Raw genomic sequence first — 18,765 nt, forward strand, 5'->3', positions numbered from 1 at the left:
GGTCGAACAACAACATTGACGCCAACCCGGTAATGTCTCCGCCCACCGCGCCAGGCATACTTGCTGGTCATGGCGGTGACGCTGGTGCTCGGCGGGTCCGGTGCGAGCCGGATCGGCATCCGCTCGTCCGCGTTGGCCGAGTTGTGCGCGTGCCTGCATTCGGTGGACGAGCTCGAACACCACCCGGCCAGCCGCGCCTGGGCGGAGTTCTTCGAGGCCGCGTTGCAGGGCGGCCTGGCGGCTGAAAGCGGCGCGTTCGCCCCGCTCTGGGGGCCGTTCCGGGCGCGTTACCTGCTCCCGCTCACCGCCCACTCGCGCCGTGAACTGGACGAGGAGCTGCGCGACGTCGAACGGCTGCCGCTGCCGGAGTTCCTGGCGATGAGCGCGCAGGCGCTGGTCGGCAAGACCACCCAGGATCCGCTGCACCGCCTGGTGGACGACGCCGCGCTGCGGAAGCGGTTCATGGCGCGGTTCCGGCTCATCTCCACGCGGCACCACCAGCTCGCGGGGCGGTTGTTCGCCGACGCCGAGCAGTTGCGCGCCGACCTGCTGGGTTTCCTGCGCGCGGTCGCTGACGCCGCCTTCACCGAGGAGTGGCGCAGGCTGCGTCCGGTGGTCAACGTCGAGGTGCGGCACAAGGTGCACACCCGCAACCAGGTCGGTCACCGGGTGCTGGCCGACTTCCCGATCGCCACCCTGCGGGAGGATCCGCCGCGGGTCGTCTTCGACAAGCTCTACCCGGCGAGTGCGTCGGTGGACGAATCGCCTTGCCTGCTGGTGCCTTCCGTGCACGGCAACCCGCACACGGTCATCAAGCACTACCCGGGTTTCCCGATCGTCGTGCAGTACCCGATCAGCGAGGTGCGCGGTGCCGAGATCTCCTTGGAGGTCATGCGCAAGCGGCTGACGGTGCTCAACGATCCGGTGCGGATCAAGCTCTGCCAGGACATCCTCCGCCGCGCGGCCAGCACGACGGATCTGGCGCTTCGGCTGGACATGACCGCCCCGCAGGTTTCCCGGCACCTGCGCAGACTGCGCGAAGCGGGCCTGGTGCACGGCCACCGGGATGGTGCCGTGGTCCGCTACCAGCTGGATGTCGAGGCGGTGCGCCGCCTGGGCCTGGACTTCCTGCAGGCCCTGCGACGCTGAGTCCACATCGGACTCCGCCAGAAGCGAGCCGGGTGCCGATCTCGTTCTGGTGTGCTGGAACTGGCGCATCCGCGGGTCGGATCGCTGGCGTAGCTCCGGGGTGCTGCCTTGACAGGTTGATCGGGACACGGTTTTATAACTCCGTTACGGCGGCGTGGGCGTCGGCTTCTCGGCGTTGGGTCCCGTCGGCCGCCGAGCCTGTTGCTGGGGATCGCAGGGGGAGCGTGATGGGTTCGAACCACAACGGTCCGGGCTTGTTGGCCCGCCTCGGTTCCGCCGTGGTGCGACGCCGGGGCGTCGTGGTGGTGGTGTGGATCGCGTTCGCCGTGGCGCTCAATGCCTTCGTCCCGCAGCTGGAGCGGGTGATCGCGCAGAGCCAGGTCTCGTTCGTGCCCGACTCGGCGCCCTCGATACAGGCGTCGTCCACAATGGACAGAAGGTTCGGCGGCGACGGCGCGAACACCATGGTCTTCGTCGTGCTCGCCGACGGGCACGGGCTCACCGACGACGACCGGCGGTACTACCACGATCTGGTCGGCCAACTGCACGCCGACGACGCGCGGATCGCCTCGGTGCAGGACACCATCGCGCAACCGGAACTCACCGAGGCGGTGGAAAGCCGCGACGGCAAGGCGATCTACATCCCGGTCGGGCTGCGCGGCACGAACGGCTCCCCGGAGACCACGGCGCAGATCGAGCACATCCGCGAGATCAGCCAGCACGGCCGACCGGCGGATCTGGCCGTGCACGTCACCGGGCCGATCGCCACGGTCGCCGACATGCAGAGCGAGATCGAGCGGAGCATGATCCCGATCACCGCCGCCACCGTGGTGCTGATCCTGATCATCCTGCTGGCCATCTACCGGTCGCTGATCACCTCGCTGATCGCGCTCGGCGCCATCGGCCTGTCGCTGGCCACCGCACGGGCGGTCACGGCGCTGTGCGGGCTGGTGTTCTTCGACATCTCCACGTTCACCGCATCCCTGCTCACAGCCGTCGTGCTCGGTGCGGGCACGGACTACGGCGTGTTCCTGATCAGCCGGTTCCACGAGGCGGTGCGGGCCGGTGCGGACCCGGTGCAGGCCGTCGCGGCGGCCACCCGGCGAGTGGCGGGCGTGATCACGGCTTCGGCCGCCACGGTGATGGCCGCCTGCGCAGGCATGGCGTTCGCCAACGTCAGCATCTTCAGCACCACCGGCCCGGCCATCGCGGTGAGCCTCGCGGTGACGCTGCTGGCCGGGCTGACGCTGATCCCGGCGATGTTGGCGATCGCGGCCAACCGCGGCTACGCGCTGCCGCGCGCTGGCGGCGGCAACCGCTGGTGGCGCGCCGCGAGCGTGCGAACCGTGCGCCGACCGGGCCGGGTGCTGCTGGTCGGGTTGGCGGTGCTCGGTCTGCTCGCCGCGTTCTACCCCGGCGCACAGCTCAGCTACGACGAGCGGCGGGTGCAACCGGCGAGCACCGACAGCAACCTCGGTTACCAGGCGCTCGGCAGGCATTTCCCGGCCACCGAAGTGCTGCCGGAATACTTGCTGATCAACGCCGATCGCGACATGCGCAACTCGCGGGACCTGGCGGTGCTGGAGATGGCCGCCGCCAACGCGGCCAAGGTCGACGGGGTCCAGATGGTGCGCGGCGTGACCCGGCCGACCGGCACCCCGATCACCGAAGCGTCGCTGGGGCAGCAGGCCGGTCAGATCGGCGATCGGCTCGGCGAAGCCGCCGATCAGCTCGCCGCTGGCAACGCGCAGCCCGGACAGGCGGCGGGCGGCAGCGAGCAGAACGCCACCGGAACCGGGCGGTTGGCCGACGGCGCCGGTCAACTCGCCATCGGCAGCGAGCAGCTCGCCGACGGCGCCCGCGGCGCGGTCGACGGGGCGCAGCGGTTGCTGGACGGGCTGACCGCCACAGGCAGTGGACTCGACTCGGCGGCCGACGGAGCGGACCGCGCCCACGACGGATCCGCCCAGCTCGCCGCGGGCGCCGAGCAACTCGCCACCGGCCTGGAACTGGCCGCGCAGCAAACGGAATTGGCCGTCAGCGGGCTGGAGCTCGCCTACCAGGCGTTGCAGGCAGATCCGCTGTGCAGCGTCGATCCGGTGTGCGCGCAGGCCCGCAGCGGCATCGGCGAGATCTACGTCGCGCAGCGGGACCAGCTGCTTCCCGGACTGCGGCAGGCCGCTGCGGCGGCGCGGCAGCTGGCGGCGGGCGGTGGCGATCTGTCCGCCGGGATCGCCGAGCTGCAGACCGGGATCGGCGCGGTGCGCGACGGGATCGGCCAGCTCACCGAGGGCGAGCGGGTGCTGCGGGACCGGCTCGGCGAGCTGTCCAGCGGCGCGGACCAGGTCGAGGGCGGCGCCGACCAGCTGCACGACGGCACCACGACGATGACGCAGTCCGTGCAGGAGCTGGAACGCGGACTGGGGCAGGCCGCCGATTTCCTGCGGACCGCCGGAACACAGGCCGCGGATCCGGGCGTCGGCGGGTTCTACCTGCCGCCCAACGCCTGGCACGACCCGCGAATGGCGTTGGCCAGCGGGTTGTTCCTGTCCGCCGACGGGCGAACGGCGCGGTTGATGGTGCTGCACGATTCCGATCCGCTGGGGCAGGCCGCCATGGACCGAACCGGTGAGGTGGTCGACGTCGTGCAGCAGGCGCTGCGCGGCACCCCGCTGGAGGGCGCCAGCGTGGCGAACACCGGTGCGGCTTCGGTGAACCGGGACCTGGCGAACATGTCCAATGCGGACTTCGTGCTGTTCGCGTTGATCGCGCTGCTGGCCGTGTTCGCCATCCTGGTGCTGCTGTTGCGCAGCGTGGTGGCGCCGCTGTACCTGCTGGCGTCGGTGATCCTGTCCTACTCCGCGGCGATGGGGGCGTCGGTGCTGTTCTGGCAGCACCTGCTGGGCTTCGACCTGGACTGGAGCGTGCCGGCGATCACCTTCGTGATCCTGGTCGCGGTGGGGGCCGACTACAACATGCTGCTGATGTCGCGAATCCGCGAGGAGGCCACCGACGGCGCCCGCTTCGGGATCGCCCGCGCGATGACCGCTACCGGAAGCGTGATCACCACCGCCGGGATCATCTTCGCCGCCAGCATGTTCGCGCTGGTGTTCGGCAGCGTGGTCACCCTCGCCCAGATCGGGTTCACCATCGGGGGCGGACTGCTGCTGGACACCTTCGTGGTTCGGACGCTGGTCGTGCCAGCGGTGGCCACCATGCTCGGCCGCTGGAACTGGTGGCCCGCCCGCGGCTTCAGCGGCTCCAGCCGATGACGACGCTGCGCAGCGCAGCTTCGTAGCCTGGTGGAGGTTCCGGCGTCCCTCGCCAGCCGCCGCAGGCTCAGCTCCCGCACGCCGCCTTCGAACACCACTGTCGCGGCCCGCTCGATGAGCGTGCGGCGCAGAGCTTCGTCGTGCGTTCTGTGGCGGACCATCTTTCCAGCGCATCTCGGCAGGTAGTCAGGACTGGATTGGAATTCCACTTTGGACTGTTGGTGGCGGCGCTTGACAGCTGGACTGGGTGAAGGGCACCTTCGACCGGCTTACTCGGTCAAAGGTGCCCTTCACTCCTCACCTGATTGGGGTCAGCGGCGGGAATCCCGCAGCTCGGCGACGAACGCAACCCACTGCGCGCGCCGGAACACCAACGTCCCACCGCCCCGATCCTTCGAGTCCCGAACCCCAACAGCGTCCGGTAATGCCCCCACTTCAACGCACTCGGACTGGCTGCCGCTGTAGGAGGACTTGGACCAGCCAACTTCGACGCAGTCCCCCTGAACGCCGCTGTAACTGGACTTGCGCCAACCGAATAACTCGGCGGTCATTGCGCCTCGCTCTCGTACCGCTTCACGTACTTGTCCAGTATCTCCTGTGAAGCGGGCGAATTCGAGGCTTGGGTTTCCAGATGCTTCAGCGCATCCCAGAACAGGCCCACGTCCTCCGGCGCGTCGATGAAGGCTCCCGAACTACGCCCTTCCAGATAGACCACAGGCCGTGACTTCACGAACTCGTAGATCACGAAAGTTCCGCTGAGACATGCATGCGCACCGAGTTCAAGAGGAAGGACCCGAATTGTCACGTTCGGTTCCTCGCTGGCCGAAACGACCTGACGGAGCTGTTCAGCCATCACACGTGGCCCGCCCACCGGACGCAGCAGGGCAGTCTCATCGATGTACGAGTCCAGTGCAACGGGATCTCGTCTGGTCAAAATCCCTTGCCGGACTTGGCGGATTGAAACGTGATCCTCCAGCTCGTCCAGTGGAAGCCCACCGGCTTCCATGATCTGACGCGTGTAAGCCCTTGTTTGCAGCAGGCCAGGGATCATGTTCAGTGCCACGTGAGTGATCCGCGTAGCACGCTGTTCCGCGTCGATGAGCGCGGTCAGCTGTTGTGGAAGTTCGCGGCCGAGTTCCCACCACGCGGGCTGATCGATCTCGCGGGCCATCTTCAGCAGGCGCTCGCGATCTGTTCCCGTCACGCGCAGGACGGCGAGGATCGCCGAAACGTCGGACTCGGTGATGCCCTGCTTGGCGTTCTCGACTCGGCTGACCTTCGCCTCGGACCAGCCCAGCTGCTTCCCGACGAGCTTCATCGAGAGGCCGAGTTCGTTCCGCGCGGCACGGAGTTCCTTGGCTAGGGCGCGAGCTCTCGGTGTGTTGGACACGGGAACACCTTACGGCTGTTCAGCAGCGCCTTCGATACATCCAATCGTGGATCTTGCAAGACTTGCATTGATCACGGCAGGCTCTAATCATCGACGGAAGATCAGGGGAGAGCAGCCGTGGGTGAGTACTTGACCTACATCTGGCGTCCGGTCACCGGTGGTCGGCACGCTTTCCCCGTCGCGGCAAGGAAAGTTCCGTCGGGGGAGCTGGTGCGGGCGTTCTGCGGCGCGGAGGCGGACGCGGGCGAGCTGCACGACCGCACGGAGCTGGACTGGATCCGCGAGGACTCCTGCATGCGCTGCTGGCACCTCCTCGCCGCACCTTCGGACCGAGGTGAGGGGCACCCGTGACCAAGTAACTGGGTCACGGGTGCCCCTCACCCAGACATCCCCCAAGACCGGGCCGTTGCGGCGGAAACGCCCCCGACACATCCCCGCAGCGGTCCTCCCCGGTGGCCGGGCGCGACCTTGACCCCTCCCGCCCGCGCCCGGTCACCGGCATTTGCGTTTTGACCGATTGGTTCGCTGCCTTCCGGCACCTCCCGGTGTGGTCGGTGTCACCAATGATTGGCCGGTCCGGCCGATGAGTTCGTCCGGCCCGCGCAGTCTCACCATCGTCAAGAGTGCAGGAGGAACTGCGTGAATCAGCTGCTGAGAGTCCAGAACTTCAACATCTCGCGTGACGGTGACACCGGAGTTGGTGGCGTCACAAGGTAGGTCTCGGTGTCGCGTGTTGCTTGCTATGGCTGCTGCGAGCTGAGGAAGGTGCGCAGTTCTGGGGCGGAAAGGGGGTGTGAGAACAGCCAGCCTTGGAAGAGGTCGATGCCGAGGTTGTCGAGGGCGTGGAACTGGCCGGTGGTTTCGACGCCTTCGGCCACGCAGCTGCGGCCCATGGCGTGGCCCATGACGATCATGGCTTGGGCGATGGCGACGTCGGCGGGATCGGTCTCCACGCCGGTGACGAACTGGCGGTCCAGTTTGATGATCTGGGTGGGCAGGTCTTTGAGGCGGGCCAGCGAGGAGTAGCCGGTGCCGAAGTCGTCGAGGGCGAAGCGCACTCCCCGTTCGGTCAGTTCGATCATGGCCTCGCGGGGGCGTGCGGGCAGATCGACCAGGGATGTCTCGACCATTTCCAGGACCACGCGATCACTGTGGATCCCGGCCTCGGTGATGGCTGCGGTGATCTCGTCGATGAATTCCGGATCGTGCGGCAGCAGATCGGACAGGTTGACGGCGACGGATACCGGGCGCCCGTTCGGGGCGGGCCAGCTGGTGGCCTCGCTCAGGGCGGTGCGCAGGACCCACCGATCCAGCGCACGTAGGAGGTCTCCTTGCTCAGCCACGGGCAGGATGACCGCGGGGGTGAGCAGCCCGCGCTCCGGGTGCGACCAGCGCACCAGTGCCTCGGCCATCGCCACGGAACCGGCGCGGTCCAGAATCGGCTGATAATGCAGGCTCAAGGAGTCGCTTTTAATGGCATCGCGCAGCTGCTCTTCCAGACCAAGCTGCCCTTCCCGGGTGCCGATCAAAGCGGGATCGGCCAGCGAGATGCGCCCGGGTCCTCGGCTCTTGGCCTGGAACATCGCCGTATCGGCATAGCGCAGCAGGTTCGTTCCTGGGGTATCCGGATCGAGCATCGAGGCTCCGATCGAAGCCGACACGGCGACCAGTTGGCCGCGTAGCGGCACGGTCGTGCGCAGCAGCTCAGCCACCCACGTGGTGAAGGACTCCAGGCCACCGACAGTCTCGACGTCCGAACAAATGATCAGGTATTCGTCGCCGGAGAGCCGGGCCGGGGTGCACCCGGGCGGCAGCGCGTTCGTCAGGCGCCGTGCCACGGCGGTGAGCAGTTCGTCGCCGGCCTCGTGGCCAAGCGCGTCGTTCACGCGTTTGAAGTTGTCCAGGTCGCAGAAGAGCACGGCGACCCGCTCGGCCCCGCCGTGCAGCTCGGTGTCGAGCACCTCGTTGAGGCCGGTGCGGTTGAGCAGCCCGGTCAGCTCGTCGTGGGTGGCCTGATAACGCAGCGTCTCGGCGTGCCGTTGCCGCTCAGTGATGTCCTGGAAGACCACGAGCCAGAACCGGCTTCCGTCGTCGGCCACGGAGGACGTAGTGCGCACCTCGCAGGTCACGGAGCGGCCATCCGAGCGCAGCAGTACCCGCTGCTGCACCTGCGGCTGGTTCAGCCCCGCACGTGATGCTGCCGCGTCGCCGACGAGGTTGGTCTCCCGGTCGTTCGGGTGCAGCAACCCCAGAGCGGGCATGGCGCTCACTTCATGCATCCGATAGCCCAGCAGACCGCACAGCGCCTCGTTGGCATCCAGCACATGCCCGGCCTCGTCGAACAGCGCGATCCCGGCAGGGGTGAGGTCGAACAAGTCGCTGAACCGCCGACTCGACCGCTGCTGGCGGACACCGGCTTCGGTCTCATCGCGCAGGACCTGGAGAAAACCGCACACGCTGCCATCCGCGGATCGACGCGTCATGAGCACCGTATGCGCCCAGAAGCGGGTGCCGTCCCGCCGCCGATACCAGCCCTCGTCGACGAGGCGACCGGCCTCGGCGGCCCGAGCCAGCTGCCACTCCACGTGGTCGGCAGCGGCCTGCTCCGCCGGGACGAGCACCGAGACATGTGAACCGATGATCTCCTCGCCCCGATAGCCCAGGACGTGTTCGGCCCCGTCATCCCAGCTGGCCACGCGACCTCCCGCATCGAGAACGACGATCGCGTACTCCCGCATGCCCGCGGCCAGCAGACCCAGCCGAGCCTCGGTCTCCGACTGCAACCGCGCGATCCCCAGGTGATGGCCTCCGGCCCCGGCGTCAGGTTGCTTCTGCATAACGCGAACACCCCAGGTAACACCTTCGAGCAACACGCGAACTACCCCACGATGGTCCTTCGGCTAACGTCGAGAACGCTGGTCGAGAAGCCCTGGAGAACACGGGTCCTAGTATTGCGCCTGCGTGCTCCGAACGCACGCAACCGGTTAGTCCGGCCGAAGTAGATCCTGGAGGTGGCGGGATTGGAGCAGTTGGCCGCGGCGAAGACAGTAGATAAGCAGGGGCGGCGGTCGGGGAACGGGTGAAGCTGTGGCGGCAGCTCCCGGACTTGGTGCGGGCGATGCTCGCGACTGGGGTGCGGCTGGGGGAGTTGCTCGCGCAGGACGGCGCCGCGGATCTCCTGCTCGGTGTGCCTCAGCGGTCGCTTCCAATGTGGACGGAACTGAAGGAGGCAGCCGGAGGCGGTCCGTTGTTTCCCAGTTGGAACGGGCAGTGGCTCGATCCACGCAATACGAACCGCCGGATTCGGCAGGCGCTTGACGCGTGCGAGGAATGAAAGTGTGCAGTTCTCGTGACGTTGATCTCCACGAGCCTGGAAATGCGAAAGCCCCAGGCTTTTCGCCTGGGGCTTTGTGCGCCAACAGGGACTCGAACCCCGAACCCGCTGATTAAGAGTCAGCTGCTCTGCCAGTTGAGCTATTGGCGCTGGTCGGTCAACCAGTTTTGATCGGCGCGTTTACCGTTCCGGTCTCCCTGGCGACGTCGAAAACATTAGCACGCCTCCGGAGCGGGTCTTGAACAGGGGGTCGGTCTACGCCGGGCCTCGGGGTTGCTCGTCCGGCGGAAGCAACCTCGGGGTGGGGCGCTGCGTCTCAGCAGAGGGTGGTCCGCCTGGGTGGATCACCGTGTGTGAACAGCCGGTCCCTTCACTCACCGTCGGGGCATTGCTGCACACTGTTCACAGGCGTAGCGGCGCATCAGAGCGGACGGACTGTTGCCAATGAGGGAGTTGCGTAATCCGGTCGGTATTCCCGTGAGGGTTTCACGGCTGCTGACGATGTTGATCTTAGGTTTGGTGGCGTTGCTCGTCGCTGGTTGTAGCGGTGGCGCCTCGGCTCCTTCGGCGGTCGACGAGGCGCCACCCGCTCCGACCCTGGAGTTGGCGCCGGGCAACGGCGCCAAGGATGTTTCACCGGTCGGGCCGTTCACCGCGACCGCGGTGAACGGCAAGATCGTCAACGCGGTGTTGAACAATTCGGAAGGCGAACAGCTGGGCGGCACCATCGCACCGGACGGGGCCAGCTGGACCGCCAACGGGAAGCTCGGTTACGGCAAGACCTACACGCTGGCCGTGACAGCGCAGGGGGCGAGCGGACCAGCCATCACCCAGCAGTCCACCTTCAGCACGGTCTCACCCGAGAACCAGAGCTACGTGTCGATGAATCCGCTGGACGGCCAGACCGTCGGCATCGGCCAGCCCCTGGCGTTCTACTTCAGCGGCGACGCCCCGGCGCCGGACAAAGCGCGAGCCGAGGAAGCGATCAAGATCCAGACCGAACCGGCCGTGGAGGGCGCGTTCTACTGGTTCAACAGCCGCGAGGTGCACTGGCGGCCGAAGGAGTACTGGAAGCCGGGCACCAAGGTGTCGATCAACATCGACGTGTACGGCAGGGACCTCGGCAACGGGAGCTGGGGCCAGGAGGACCGCACGGCCACCATCACCATCGGCGACGCGGTGGTGCTGAAGGCCGACGGGGCCAGCCACCAGATGACCATCGAGAAGAACGGCCAACTGCTGCGGACCATGCCGGTTTCCCTGGGCAAACCGTCTTTCCCGTCCAACAACGGCGTGCACGTGGTCACCGAGCACCACCCCAAGAAGGTGATGGACTCCTCCACCTACGGCCTGCCGGTCGAGGCGGGCGGCTACGTCACCGAGGTGGAGTGGGCGGTCCGGATCTCCAACGGTGGCGAGTTCCTGCACGCCGCCCCCTGGTCGGTGGGTGATCAGGGACGGCGCAACGTCAGCCACGGCTGCATCAACATGAGCGACGCCGACGCCAAGTGGATCTTCGACTTGGTGAAGAAGGGCGATGTCGTGGAAATCACCAATTCCGGCGGGCCGAACCTGCGTTCCTGGGACGGATTCGGCGACTGGCAGGTCCCATGGGACCAATGGGCGCAAGGCAACAAATAGTCTGATGACCGAGGGCCTGTCTTCGAACTGCTTTTGCGTTGCGGTGCGGGTGGCGGAACCTCAGACGCCGTCTCGGCTCCGGGATCCCCGACATCATGTATGCCGATACACCACGTCGTGGCTGTCCTCGCAGAGAACGCCAGTGGGCAGAGTCTGAGAACCCGCGGCGGTGCCGGTTGCTCAGGTGGGCTAAGCGGCTGGCGCCGCTTCAAAGACAAGAACAAAGAAACAGGAAAGGCCCCGTTCTGTTGGAACGGGGCCTTTCCCATGGGGTGAGTGACGGGATTCGAACCCGCGACACCTGGGACCACAACCCAGTGCTCTACCGACTGAGCTACACCCACCATGGCCGCTTCGGACTGACCCATTAGGGCCGCCGCTGCAAGCGATGTTCACATCGTAGCGTGCGCTGCCACCCGGTTTCCCACCGGCTCCTTCTATCCCGGGCCGCGCTGGTCAGCGGCCGGATTCCGGATGTTGCTCGGACTGTTCGCGGGCCTGCTCGGCACCGCCGCCATCGCCGTTGAGCAGCTCGGCGGCCACCGCCTGCGCCTGCTCGCTGGTGGGCCCGGGCCGCGGGACGAACGCGGTGCGCCGGTAGTAGGCCAGCTCGCGGATGGACTCCCGGATGTCGGCCAGGGCGCGGTGCGCGAGGCCCTTCTCCGGCTGGGCGTAGTAGATGCGCGGGTACCAGCGGCGGCACAGCTCCTTGATGGAGGACACGTCGACCATCCGGTAGTGCAGGTGGGCGTCCAGCCGAGGCATGTCGCGGGAGATGAACCCGCGGTCGGTGGCGATGGAGTTACCGGCCAGCGGGGCGGAGCGGCCCTCGGGCACGTACTGGCGGACGTACTCCAGCACCCGCTGCTCGGCGTCCGCGAGGGCCACCGTGGAGCGGCGCACCTCATCGGTGAGTCCGGAGCGGTCGTGCATCTCGCGCACCACGTCGGGCATCGCGGCGAGCGTCTCGTCGTCGGCGTGGATGACGATGTCCACGCCTTCGCCGAGGATGTTCAGGTCGGCATCGGTGACCAGGGCGGCGATCTCGATCAGTGCGTCCTTGCCGAGATCGAGACCGGTCATTTCGCAGTCGATCCACACTAGACGGTCGTTCACCCGAGGCAGCCTAACGCGCTGCGGAGCGTGCTCGCGCAGCCAGGCCGGTCAGCGGTCCAGGCGGTCCAGCAGCTCGCGCGGCACGACCTTGCCGGTGGCGTTGCGCGGCAGCTCGTCGAGGAACACCACATCGCGGGGCATGGCGAATTTCGACAGCTGCCCGCGCACCCGCTCGCGCAGCTGCTCGGCGTCCAGTTCGGCGTCCTCGCGCAGCACCACGAAGGCCGCGAGGCGCTGCCCGAACTCGGCGTCGTCGACGCCGATGACGGCCGCCTCGGACACCTCCGGCACGCGGGAGATGGCGTCCTCGGTCTCCTTGGGGTAGACGTTCTCGCCGCCGGAGACGATCATGTCGTCCTCCCGGCCGACGACGAACAACCGACCGGCGGCGTCGACGCGCCCCAGGTCACCGGTGGACATCAGGCCGTCGCGGGTCTCCCGGTTGCTGCCGTTGGTGTAGCCCTCGAAGAGCATTTCGTTGCCCGCGAAGATCCGTCCGGTCGTGCCGCGCCGCACCGGGGCGCCGTTGTCGTCGAGGATGCGCACGGTGGTGCCGCGCGGCGGTCGGCCCGCCGTGCCGGGGGCGGCGCGCAGATCGTGCGGCGTGGCGATGCTCACCCACGACACCTCGGTGGATCCGTAGAGGTTGTACAGCACCGGTCCGAAGGCGCGCCGGAACCGGGTGGCCAGCTCGGCTGGCAGCGCCGAACCGCTGATCGCCACGATGCGCAGCGAGCTGTGGTCGTACACGGCTCGGGTCCGCGCGGGGAGTTCAAGGATGCGTTGCAGCATCACCGGCACCGCGAACATCGACGTGCACCGGTGGCGTTGCACCGCGGCCAGCGCCTGTTCGGGGTCGAATTTGTGGCGCAGCACCAGCGTCGCGCCGAGCACGGAGCCGAGCTGGAAGGCGGCGAGTCCCCAGGTGTGGAACAGCGGCGCGCTGATCAGCATCCGTTCTCCGCTGCGCAGCGGCACGCGGGACAGGATCGCCGCGGCCGGTGCCAGGCCCGGCGGGTCGGGGCGGCGGGCGCCCTTGGGAGTTCCGGTGGTGCCGGAGGTCAACACGATCATCCGGGAATGCCGGGTCGGCCGGGGCAGCTGCCGGGCCGGGGAGGTGGCGATGAGGTGTTCCAGCGTGGTGTGCCGGGTGGCGCCGTCGGTCCACGCCAGCACGACGTCGAGGTCTTCGGGCAGGTCGGCCAGGCGGTCGCGGAATTCGGCGTCCAGCACCAGTAGCCCGACCCGCTGTGCGGCGAGCACGTCGGTGAGCTGCTTGGTGCTCAGACCGGTGTTGAGCAGCACCACGTCGACGCCGATCTTGGCGGCGGCGACGGTCGTTTCGAGCAGCCCGTGGTGGTTGCGGCACAGCGCCGCGATCCGGGTGCCGTGGGGGATGCGATTGCGCAGGCCGCCCGCCAGCCGGGTGGTGCGCTGCGAAACCTCGGCATAGCTGAGCGCGGCGCGCTCGTCGATCACTGCGGGGCGGTCGGGGTGGCGCACCGCGCCGACGGCGAAGGCCAGCGGCGGGGTGAGGCCCCAGCGGCGCCAGGCCAGCACGATGCGCAGCAGTTTGTCCGGCCGGACCGGGCCGATGACCCCCTGCTTGACCAGTACGAACGTGGTGTGCAGCGGCGGTATCACGCGCCCCAGCAGCGCCACCAACCGTTGCCTCAAGGTGCTCACCTCCGGATCCGGTCGGGGGCGCGGAAGCGGCCCGCTCCCGACCAGTTCATTCCTGCGCGGCGGCCTGCACAACCGCGTCGCGCAGGGCCGCGCGCAGTCTGCCGACCTCCAACGGGGACAACACCGCTGTTTCGCCGGGCGGCGCGACGACCACCACACTGCCCTGGTTGACGAATACCGACATGTCCCTACGTCTGCCTGCGACATCGCGGCAGCTCACGTGCCACTGCTTGGTGGGCTCCACGATTCCCAGCCTCCCTGGTGCAGTCCGCGCGCTTGTCTCCCGCGCGCAGTGTTGATCGAGGGACGGGCTGGCGGGAGACCTGTGACGACGTTTCACCGGATCGGTCACCAGAAATGGTCTAGATCACATCAAGGGTGCATCATGTCGCGGCCGCGCCGCAACGGAGCCTCAGACTGGACAGATGCGCAGGCCTGCTGGTTCTGCGGTGAAGGTGACCGCGCCTTCGAAGTCGGCGATCGGCAGCTCGTCGCGTACCAGCCGGTGCGGCGCGTCGAAGGCCTCCACCCGGAGCTGGTCGGTGGTAATCGTCTGCTCCGCGAAGTTGACGCCGCCGACCTGGATCAGCAGTTGACCGTCGCGCAACTCGACGGTCAACCAGCCGCCGGGAACCGCGAGCTGCTCGCCCCGGTAGCTCAGCGTCAGCCGACTGGCCGCGGGGTCCTCGGAGCGGATGGCGACGTGCGAGATGGCGACGTCGCGCTGGCCCGTTTCCCCGGCCAGGGCGATCACATCGCGCTGGACGTCCTCGGCCGGGCGGTCGCCGGGTTTCGGCGTCAGCACCGGGGCGCGCAGCTTCGCGGCCAGCCGGTAGGGCTGCCACGAACCGGCGCCGATCAGGTTGACCACGGCGGTGATCTGGGCGTCGGCCAACAGCCGGTCGCTGCCCGGCGCTGGCGTCACCTCGATCGCCGCGACGCCCCGCTGGCCCAGCAGCTCGCGCAGCGCCTTGGCGCGCTGCCTGCTGTTGCGGTCGAACCCGCGGGTGATCGCCACGGTCCCGGATCCGGCGGCCGCGACGGCGGCTTCGGTCAGGCTCGCCAGCGGGGCCCAGATGCGGGCGGGATCCTCGGGCCGCGGTCGCCGACGGGAACGGGCGGAGCCGGGGGCATCGGTAGTGGTTTCCATCGCAATCCAGCTTAGTCCGCGAGGAAGGCTCACCTTCGCTGCCAGTGGGCGTCTTCACGGTGTGAATTCGATCGCTGTCCCGTTGCGCCATCGGGGTGGTGCTGCGGCCGAATGGTCTTGTCGTCGGCGGCACCTGGCGCAATGCTGGGGCGATCATCGAGGGGGCGGGGATGACCGAGTTGAATTTCCCGGCTCTGGGGCGGCAGCCGACCGGCTGCCCTCCGGCGCGCGGGGTGCTGGTCTGCTGGCTGGCCGCGGACGGCAGCCAGGTGCACGTCGGCGACCGGTTGGCGGAGGTCCGGGTGGCCGACGACCGTTTCGGCCGCCGGATCGGTTGGGTTTCGGCCTTGGCCACCGGCACCCTGTGGCACCAGGTCCGGGCCGGTGAGGTGCTGACCGCGGGCGCGGTGGTGGGATTGATCGATTGATGGGCATGGCCCTGGATCGCCTGCGGTTGTTAGGTTGGTGCGAGTGACGCGGGGTGCCCGGCTGCCGGGCTGAGAACAGACCCGTTGAACCTGACCTAGCTCGTACTAGCGGAGGGACGTCATGGTTCCCAATGTGCTGACCATCGCGGGCACCGATCCCAGCGGTGGTGCCGGTGTGCAAGCCGACCTGAAGACCTTCTCCGCGCACGGCGCCTACGGCATGTCCGTGATCACCGCGCTGGTGGCGCAGACCACCACCGGGGTTTCCGAGGTGCACGAGGTCCCGCCGGAGTTCGTCACCGCCCAGCTGGTCACGCTGCTCGACGACGTGCGGGTGGACGCGGTCAAGATCGGCATGCTGGCCAACGCGGAGGTGATCCGCGCGGTCATCGGGGTCCTCGACCGCTACGCGCCGCCGCACGTGGTGCTGGACCCGGTCATGGTGGCCAAGAGCGGCGATCGGCTGCTGGCGCCGGAGGCGGTCGCCGTGCTGCGCGACGAGCTGCTGCCGCGGGTCGATCTGATCACGCCGAACCTGCCGGAGGCCGCCGACCTGCTGGGCGAGCCGGAGATCACCGATCCCGACGGCATGCCCGCGCAGGCCGAGCGGCTGGCCGGGCTGGGTGCCAAGCAGGTGCTGCTCAAGGGCGGCCACCTCGACGGGCAGTCCAGTGTGGACCTGCTCTACGGCGACGGGATCGCCGAGTTCCTCGCCAGCGAGCGGGTGGCGACCACCAATGACCACGGCACCGGTTGCACGCTGTCGGCCGCGATCGCCGCGCTGCGCCCGCAGCGCGCGGACTGGCTCGAAGCGGTGCGCGAAGCCAAGGAGTACCTGACCGAGGCGCTGCGCGCGTCCGATCGGCTGGACGTCGGCCACGGCCACGGCCCGGTGCACCACTTCCACCACTGGTGGTGAGCGGCGGGCGCGCCGGATCTGCCGGCCCGCAGCGCGGAAATCGCTTCGACGACCAACGAGAGGTTCTGATGAGCAAGCTGGCCGCACCGCCCGCTGATGGTTTCTGCGCCCGGGCCTGGGCGCACACCGTCGATCTGCAGCAGGCGATCGTCGAGCACCCGTTCAACGCCGCGCTCACCGACGGCACGCTGGATCGGGACCGCTTCGCCTTCTACATCGTGCAGGACGCGCGCTACCTGGTCGGTTTCGCGCAGGCCCTGGCGGCGGCCGCGACGCGGGCCGAGGACGCCGAGGACGCCGCGTTCCTGGCCGGTGCGTCGCAGGGCGCGTTGATCGAGGAGCGTCGGCTGCACGCCGGGTACGTCGCGGAGTTCGGCCTCTCCGATGCCGAGATCGCCGGGATCGACACCTCGCCGTCGTGCCTGGCATACACCTCGTACCTGCGGGCGACCGCGTTGACCGAGCCCTACCCGGTGCTGTTGGCGGCGCTGCTGCCGTGCTTCTGGGTGTACCAGCACGTCGGCACCACGATCCTGGCGGCCACCGGCGGCGCCGAAGGCCACCCCTACCGGGCGTGGATCGAGACCTACGCCGACGACGAGTTCGCCGAAGCGGTGCTGGCCGCCCGCGACCTCACCGACCGGGTCGCGGGCAGCGTCGATGACGAGATGCGGGAGCGAATGCTCGAAGCGTTCACCCGCGCGACCGAGTACGAGTGGCTGTTCTGGAACAGCGCCTGGATCAAGGAGCCGTGGCCCACCGCGCGCTGGGTGAACTAGCCGTCGAAACCCGTTGTCGGGGCAGGAAGAAACTCCGACGCGATGTGACTGGGGTCGACGCGGTGTGACGGGGCTGGCGCGGTGTGACTGGGCCGACGCGGTGTGACTGGGCGCACATTGGGTTGCGCTAACGATCAGCGCCGTGCGGCGATTCTCTCAGCGAGACGCCCGTCCGGGCGAGGAATCTTCCCACCGTGGACGGAGTTTCAGGCGGCTGTGGGCACTTCTCTGCTGATCGTGCTGACGGGCATGTTGGTGCCGATACTCGCGGCGGCGCCGTTCTACATGGCGGATCGCCGCAAGCAGCGGCAGCAATCCGCCGGTGACGACGAGTGATCGCGGCGAGCCTGCGGCCAACGGGGCGAATCAGTTCTTGTTGATCTCGCTGCGCAGCTTGGCGAGCCGCTGGCGGGACCGGTTGAACTTGGCCTCGAAGTGCTTCTCGAACAGGTCGGTGGGCAGCACCGGCATCTCGATCGGTTCCGCCGATCGCTGCTGCGGCGCGACCCGCACCGACTCGACCTGCTCCTCCGGTTCGACCTGCTCCGGTTCGGCCTGCACCTCGGACTCGGCCTTGGATTCACTCGGCGTGGGCTGATCTTCGGTGCTGGTCGGTCGGCGGGGGATGACCTTCGGCGTCGCCGGGTTCCGCAGCGCCGCAGGCCGCAGGGCGTGCTTGCCATTCGGCGTGGTCGAAGATTCGGACACCCCGGTTTCGGCGAGGCGCCGGTTGGCGCGGTGCAGCAGGGGCCAGAAGATCAACGTGGCCACGGCGAATCCGGTCACGAACATCAGCACGAGCAGATCCACGAGGTGCTCCGATCAGTTCTGCCGCGCGGGGCCGGGTTTCGGGGCGGTGCCGTTGGTGTGCTGCCGCTCGATGGGAATGGTGAAGGTCTGCACGTCGTCGCGCTGTTCGGGCAGTCGCATCGGCGGCTCCACCTCGTCCTCGATCGGCAGTTCGGCCTGTCCCGTTCGCTGCTGCTGGTCGCGGAGGGCCGTCGCGGAGTCTTCGAGCATCTGCCGGGCTCTGTCCATTGCGGACAGCACGGATTCGCGCATCTCCTCCAGCCGGAGCTGGTTGACGCGGATCTCCTCCAGCACCTCGGACCGCAGCTGCTCGGACTCGGTGTCCCACCGGCCGCACTGCCGCTGCGTCTCGGCGATCAGCTCGTTGGCCTCCTCCTGCGCCATCTCCATGGTCCGCTTGTACTCGTTGCGGATGTTCTGCCGCAGTCGGCGTTCCCGGGAGCGCAGTTCGCTGGCCTTCTGGTCGTGCTCGCGGTGCAGCCGGGCGCGCCGCTCCTCGACGTCGGCGATCAGTTCGCCGCACTCGTCGCGCAGCTCGCCGGCGGCCCGCTGGGCTTGGCCGAGCAGCTCGCGCGCCTCGGTCTCGGCGCTGCCCCGGAGGATCTCGGCCTGTCGTTTTGCCTGTTCGCGCAGGTTCTGCACTTCTTCCTCGGCGATCGAGAGCATGTTCTGCACCCGCTGGGAGGCCGCTGGCAGTCCGGTGTCGGAGCTCTCGATGCGCTTGAGCCGCTGCTCGGCGGCGTCCAGACCCCGGCGGGTGTCGTCGCAGAGCTTGCGGAGATCGGTGTTGAGCTGGGCGGCCTCGTTGCGGTCGATGCTGACCAGCCTCAGCTGGTCCTCCAGCAGTTCGATGTGGTCGATGACCTGGTTGCGGTTGAAACCGCGGACCTGGATGTCGAATCCCGGCCGGAGCGGCACAACGGCATCAGCGTCTTCCATTGGTGAACTCCTCTCCGGGCGGGTGGGGCCGACTCGATAGCTCGGAGAGTAGGGGGGATGGTGGGAGCTCGCCCAGCGGAAAACAACGATCATCACCGGATCAGGTAATGATCTTCAGGCGATCCACATCTTGATTAGCGTTCCGTGATGGT

At 68.3% G+C, this 18,765-nt stretch carries 16 protein-coding genes, 2 tRNA genes and 1 riboswitch; of the genes, 7 read left to right on the forward strand and 11 right to left on the reverse strand.

Annotated elements, in window-relative coordinates; genetic code table 11:
• Positions 1-69 precede the first annotated feature (69 nt).
• Complete coding sequence (locus tag ACTWQN_RS36255; protein WP_443208194.1) at positions 70-1,149, forward strand: ArsR/SmtB family transcription factor; 1,080 nt, start codon at positions 70-72, stop codon at positions 1,147-1,149.
• A 227-nt stretch (positions 1,150-1,376) separates the two neighbouring features.
• The gene (locus tag ACTWQN_RS36260) at positions 1,377-4,421 is read left to right on the forward strand and encodes an MMPL/RND family transporter (protein ID WP_443208195.1); all 3,045 of its coding nucleotides are present in this window, start codon (positions 1,377-1,379) and stop codon (positions 4,419-4,421) included.
• Positions 4,422-4,732: 311 nt separating this feature from the next.
• On the opposite strand, the gene ACTWQN_RS36265 is transcribed toward ACTWQN_RS36260, so the two are convergent.
• Both ACTWQN_RS36265 and ACTWQN_RS36270 read right to left on the reverse strand, forming a co-directional pair.
• Positions 4,733-4,972, reverse strand: coding sequence for a DUF397 domain-containing protein (locus ACTWQN_RS36265; protein ID WP_443208196.1), 240 nt, complete (start codon positions 4,970-4,972; stop codon positions 4,733-4,735).
• Positions 4,969-5,811 (reverse strand): helix-turn-helix domain-containing protein, encoded by an 843-nt coding sequence (locus ACTWQN_RS36270; RefSeq protein ID WP_443208197.1) that lies wholly within the window; start codon positions 5,809-5,811, stop codon positions 4,969-4,971. Before ACTWQN_RS36270 ends, ACTWQN_RS36265 begins: the two co-directional genes overlap by 4 nt.
• Positions 5,812-5,928: 117 nt before the next feature.
• Here ACTWQN_RS36270 and ACTWQN_RS36275 point away from each other — a divergent pair, with 117 nt between their 5' ends.
• Positions 5,929-6,162 carry an HC3 family zinc finger protein gene (locus tag ACTWQN_RS36275; protein WP_443208198.1) on the forward strand — a complete coding sequence of 78 codons (234 nt, stop codon included), beginning with the start codon at positions 5,929-5,931 and terminating at the stop codon, positions 6,160-6,162.
• Between the two features lie 389 nt (positions 6,163-6,551).
• Here the strand turns inward: ACTWQN_RS36275 and ACTWQN_RS36280 are convergent, their stop codons facing one another.
• Positions 6,552-8,648 carry a putative bifunctional diguanylate cyclase/phosphodiesterase gene (locus tag ACTWQN_RS36280; RefSeq protein ID WP_443208199.1) on the reverse strand — a complete coding sequence of 699 codons (2,097 nt, stop codon included), beginning with the start codon at positions 8,646-8,648 and terminating at the stop codon, positions 6,552-6,554.
• 574 nt (positions 8,649-9,222) lie between these two features.
• A tRNA-Lys gene (locus ACTWQN_RS36285) sits at positions 9,223-9,295 on the reverse strand.
• A 369-nt stretch (positions 9,296-9,664) separates the two neighbouring features.
• Here ACTWQN_RS36285 and ACTWQN_RS36290 point away from each other — a divergent pair.
• Positions 9,665-10,786 carry a L,D-transpeptidase gene (locus ACTWQN_RS36290; RefSeq protein ID WP_443208200.1) on the forward strand — a complete coding sequence of 374 codons (1,122 nt, stop codon included), beginning with the start codon at positions 9,665-9,667 and terminating at the stop codon, positions 10,784-10,786.
• A gap of 268 nt (positions 10,787-11,054) precedes the next feature.
• Here the strand turns inward: ACTWQN_RS36290 and ACTWQN_RS36295 are convergent.
• The 5 genes from ACTWQN_RS36295 to ACTWQN_RS36315 form a co-directional block, all read right to left on the reverse strand.
• A tRNA-His gene (locus ACTWQN_RS36295) sits at positions 11,055-11,130 on the reverse strand.
• A 112-nt stretch (positions 11,131-11,242) separates the two neighbouring features.
• Positions 11,243-11,902, reverse strand: a complete 660-nt coding sequence (gene orn, locus ACTWQN_RS36300; RefSeq protein WP_443208201.1) for an oligoribonuclease — start codon at positions 11,900-11,902, stop codon at positions 11,243-11,245.
• Between the two features lie 48 nt (positions 11,903-11,950).
• Entirely contained in the window at positions 11,951-13,588 is a 1,638-nt protein-coding gene (locus tag ACTWQN_RS36305; RefSeq protein WP_443208202.1) for an AMP-binding protein, read from the reverse strand.
• 46 nt (positions 13,589-13,634) lie between these two features.
• Positions 13,635-13,772 carry a hypothetical protein gene (locus tag ACTWQN_RS36310; RefSeq protein ID WP_443208203.1) on the reverse strand — a complete coding sequence of 46 codons (138 nt, stop codon included), beginning with the start codon at positions 13,770-13,772 and terminating at the stop codon, positions 13,635-13,637.
• Positions 13,773-14,000: 228 nt separating this feature from the next.
• A complete protein-coding gene (locus ACTWQN_RS36315) occupies positions 14,001-14,738 on the reverse strand; it encodes a hypothetical protein (RefSeq protein WP_443208204.1) in 738 nt (245 codons plus the stop codon).
• Between the two features lie 170 nt (positions 14,739-14,908).
• Between ACTWQN_RS36315 and ACTWQN_RS36320 the strand changes: the two genes are divergently transcribed.
• The 3 genes from ACTWQN_RS36320 to tenA all read left to right on the forward strand — a co-directional run bounded on the left by ACTWQN_RS36320 (position 14,909) and on the right by tenA (position 16,864).
• Positions 14,909-15,166 carry a hypothetical protein gene (locus ACTWQN_RS36320; RefSeq protein ID WP_443208205.1) on the forward strand — a complete coding sequence of 86 codons (258 nt, stop codon included), beginning with the start codon at positions 14,909-14,911 and terminating at the stop codon, positions 15,164-15,166.
• A 39-nt stretch (positions 15,167-15,205) separates the two neighbouring features.
• Positions 15,206-15,300: riboswitch (TPP riboswitch) on the forward strand.
• Positions 15,288-16,085, forward strand: a complete 798-nt coding sequence (gene thiD / locus ACTWQN_RS36325) for a bifunctional hydroxymethylpyrimidine kinase/phosphomethylpyrimidine kinase (RefSeq protein ID WP_443208206.1) — start codon at positions 15,288-15,290, stop codon at positions 16,083-16,085. (Overlaps the previous riboswitch by 13 nt.)
• 68 nt (positions 16,086-16,153) lie before the next feature.
• The gene (gene tenA / locus ACTWQN_RS36330) at positions 16,154-16,864 is read left to right on the forward strand and encodes a thiaminase II (RefSeq protein WP_443208207.1); all 711 of its coding nucleotides are present in this window, start codon (positions 16,154-16,156) and stop codon (positions 16,862-16,864) included.
• Positions 16,865-17,230: 366 nt separating this feature from the next.
• Here tenA and ACTWQN_RS36335 read toward each other — a convergent pair whose 3' ends face one another.
• A complete protein-coding gene (locus ACTWQN_RS36335; RefSeq protein ID WP_443208208.1) occupies positions 17,231-17,674 on the reverse strand; it encodes a hypothetical protein in 444 nt (147 codons plus the stop codon).
• A 12-nt stretch (positions 17,675-17,686) separates the two neighbouring features.
• Positions 17,687-18,613, reverse strand: a complete 927-nt coding sequence (locus ACTWQN_RS36340) for a hypothetical protein (RefSeq protein WP_443208209.1) — start codon at positions 18,611-18,613, stop codon at positions 17,687-17,689.
• Positions 18,614-18,765 lie beyond the last annotated feature (152 nt).

Origin of the sequence: Saccharopolyspora antiqui (assembly GCF_052246905.1) — a bacterium.
Taxonomy (GTDB): Bacteria; Actinomycetota; Actinomycetes; order Mycobacteriales; family Pseudonocardiaceae; genus Saccharopolyspora.

Excerpts from the sequence above, each read along its gene's own strand:
- ACTWQN_RS36340 (WP_443208209.1), bottom strand. The coding sequence starts at position 18,613 with ATGGAAGACGCTGATGCCGTTGTGCCGCTCCGGCCGGGATTCGACATC.
- ACTWQN_RS36255 (WP_443208194.1), top strand. The coding sequence starts at position 70 with ATGGCGGTGACGCTGGTGCTCGGCGGGTCCGGTGCGAGCCGGATCGGC.
- thiD (WP_443208206.1), top strand. The coding sequence starts at position 15,288 with ATGGTTCCCAATGTGCTGACCATCGCGGGCACCGATCCCAGCGGTGGT.
- ACTWQN_RS36315 (WP_443208204.1), bottom strand. The coding sequence starts at position 14,738 with ATGGAAACCACTACCGATGCCCCCGGCTCCGCCCGTTCCCGTCGGCGA.
- ACTWQN_RS36310 (WP_443208203.1), bottom strand. The coding sequence starts at position 13,772 with ATGTCGGTATTCGTCAACCAGGGCAGTGTGGTGGTCGTCGCGCCGCCC.
- tenA (WP_443208207.1), top strand. The coding sequence starts at position 16,154 with ATGAGCAAGCTGGCCGCACCGCCCGCTGATGGTTTCTGCGCCCGGGCC.
- ACTWQN_RS36260 (WP_443208195.1), top strand. The coding sequence starts at position 1,377 with ATGGGTTCGAACCACAACGGTCCGGGCTTGTTGGCCCGCCTCGGTTCC.
- ACTWQN_RS36280 (WP_443208199.1), bottom strand. The coding sequence starts at position 8,648 with ATGCAGAAGCAACCTGACGCCGGGGCCGGAGGCCATCACCTGGGGATC.
- ACTWQN_RS36265 (WP_443208196.1), bottom strand. The coding sequence starts at position 4,972 with ATGACCGCCGAGTTATTCGGTTGGCGCAAGTCCAGTTACAGCGGCGTT.
- ACTWQN_RS36320 (WP_443208205.1), top strand. The coding sequence starts at position 14,909 with ATGACCGAGTTGAATTTCCCGGCTCTGGGGCGGCAGCCGACCGGCTGC.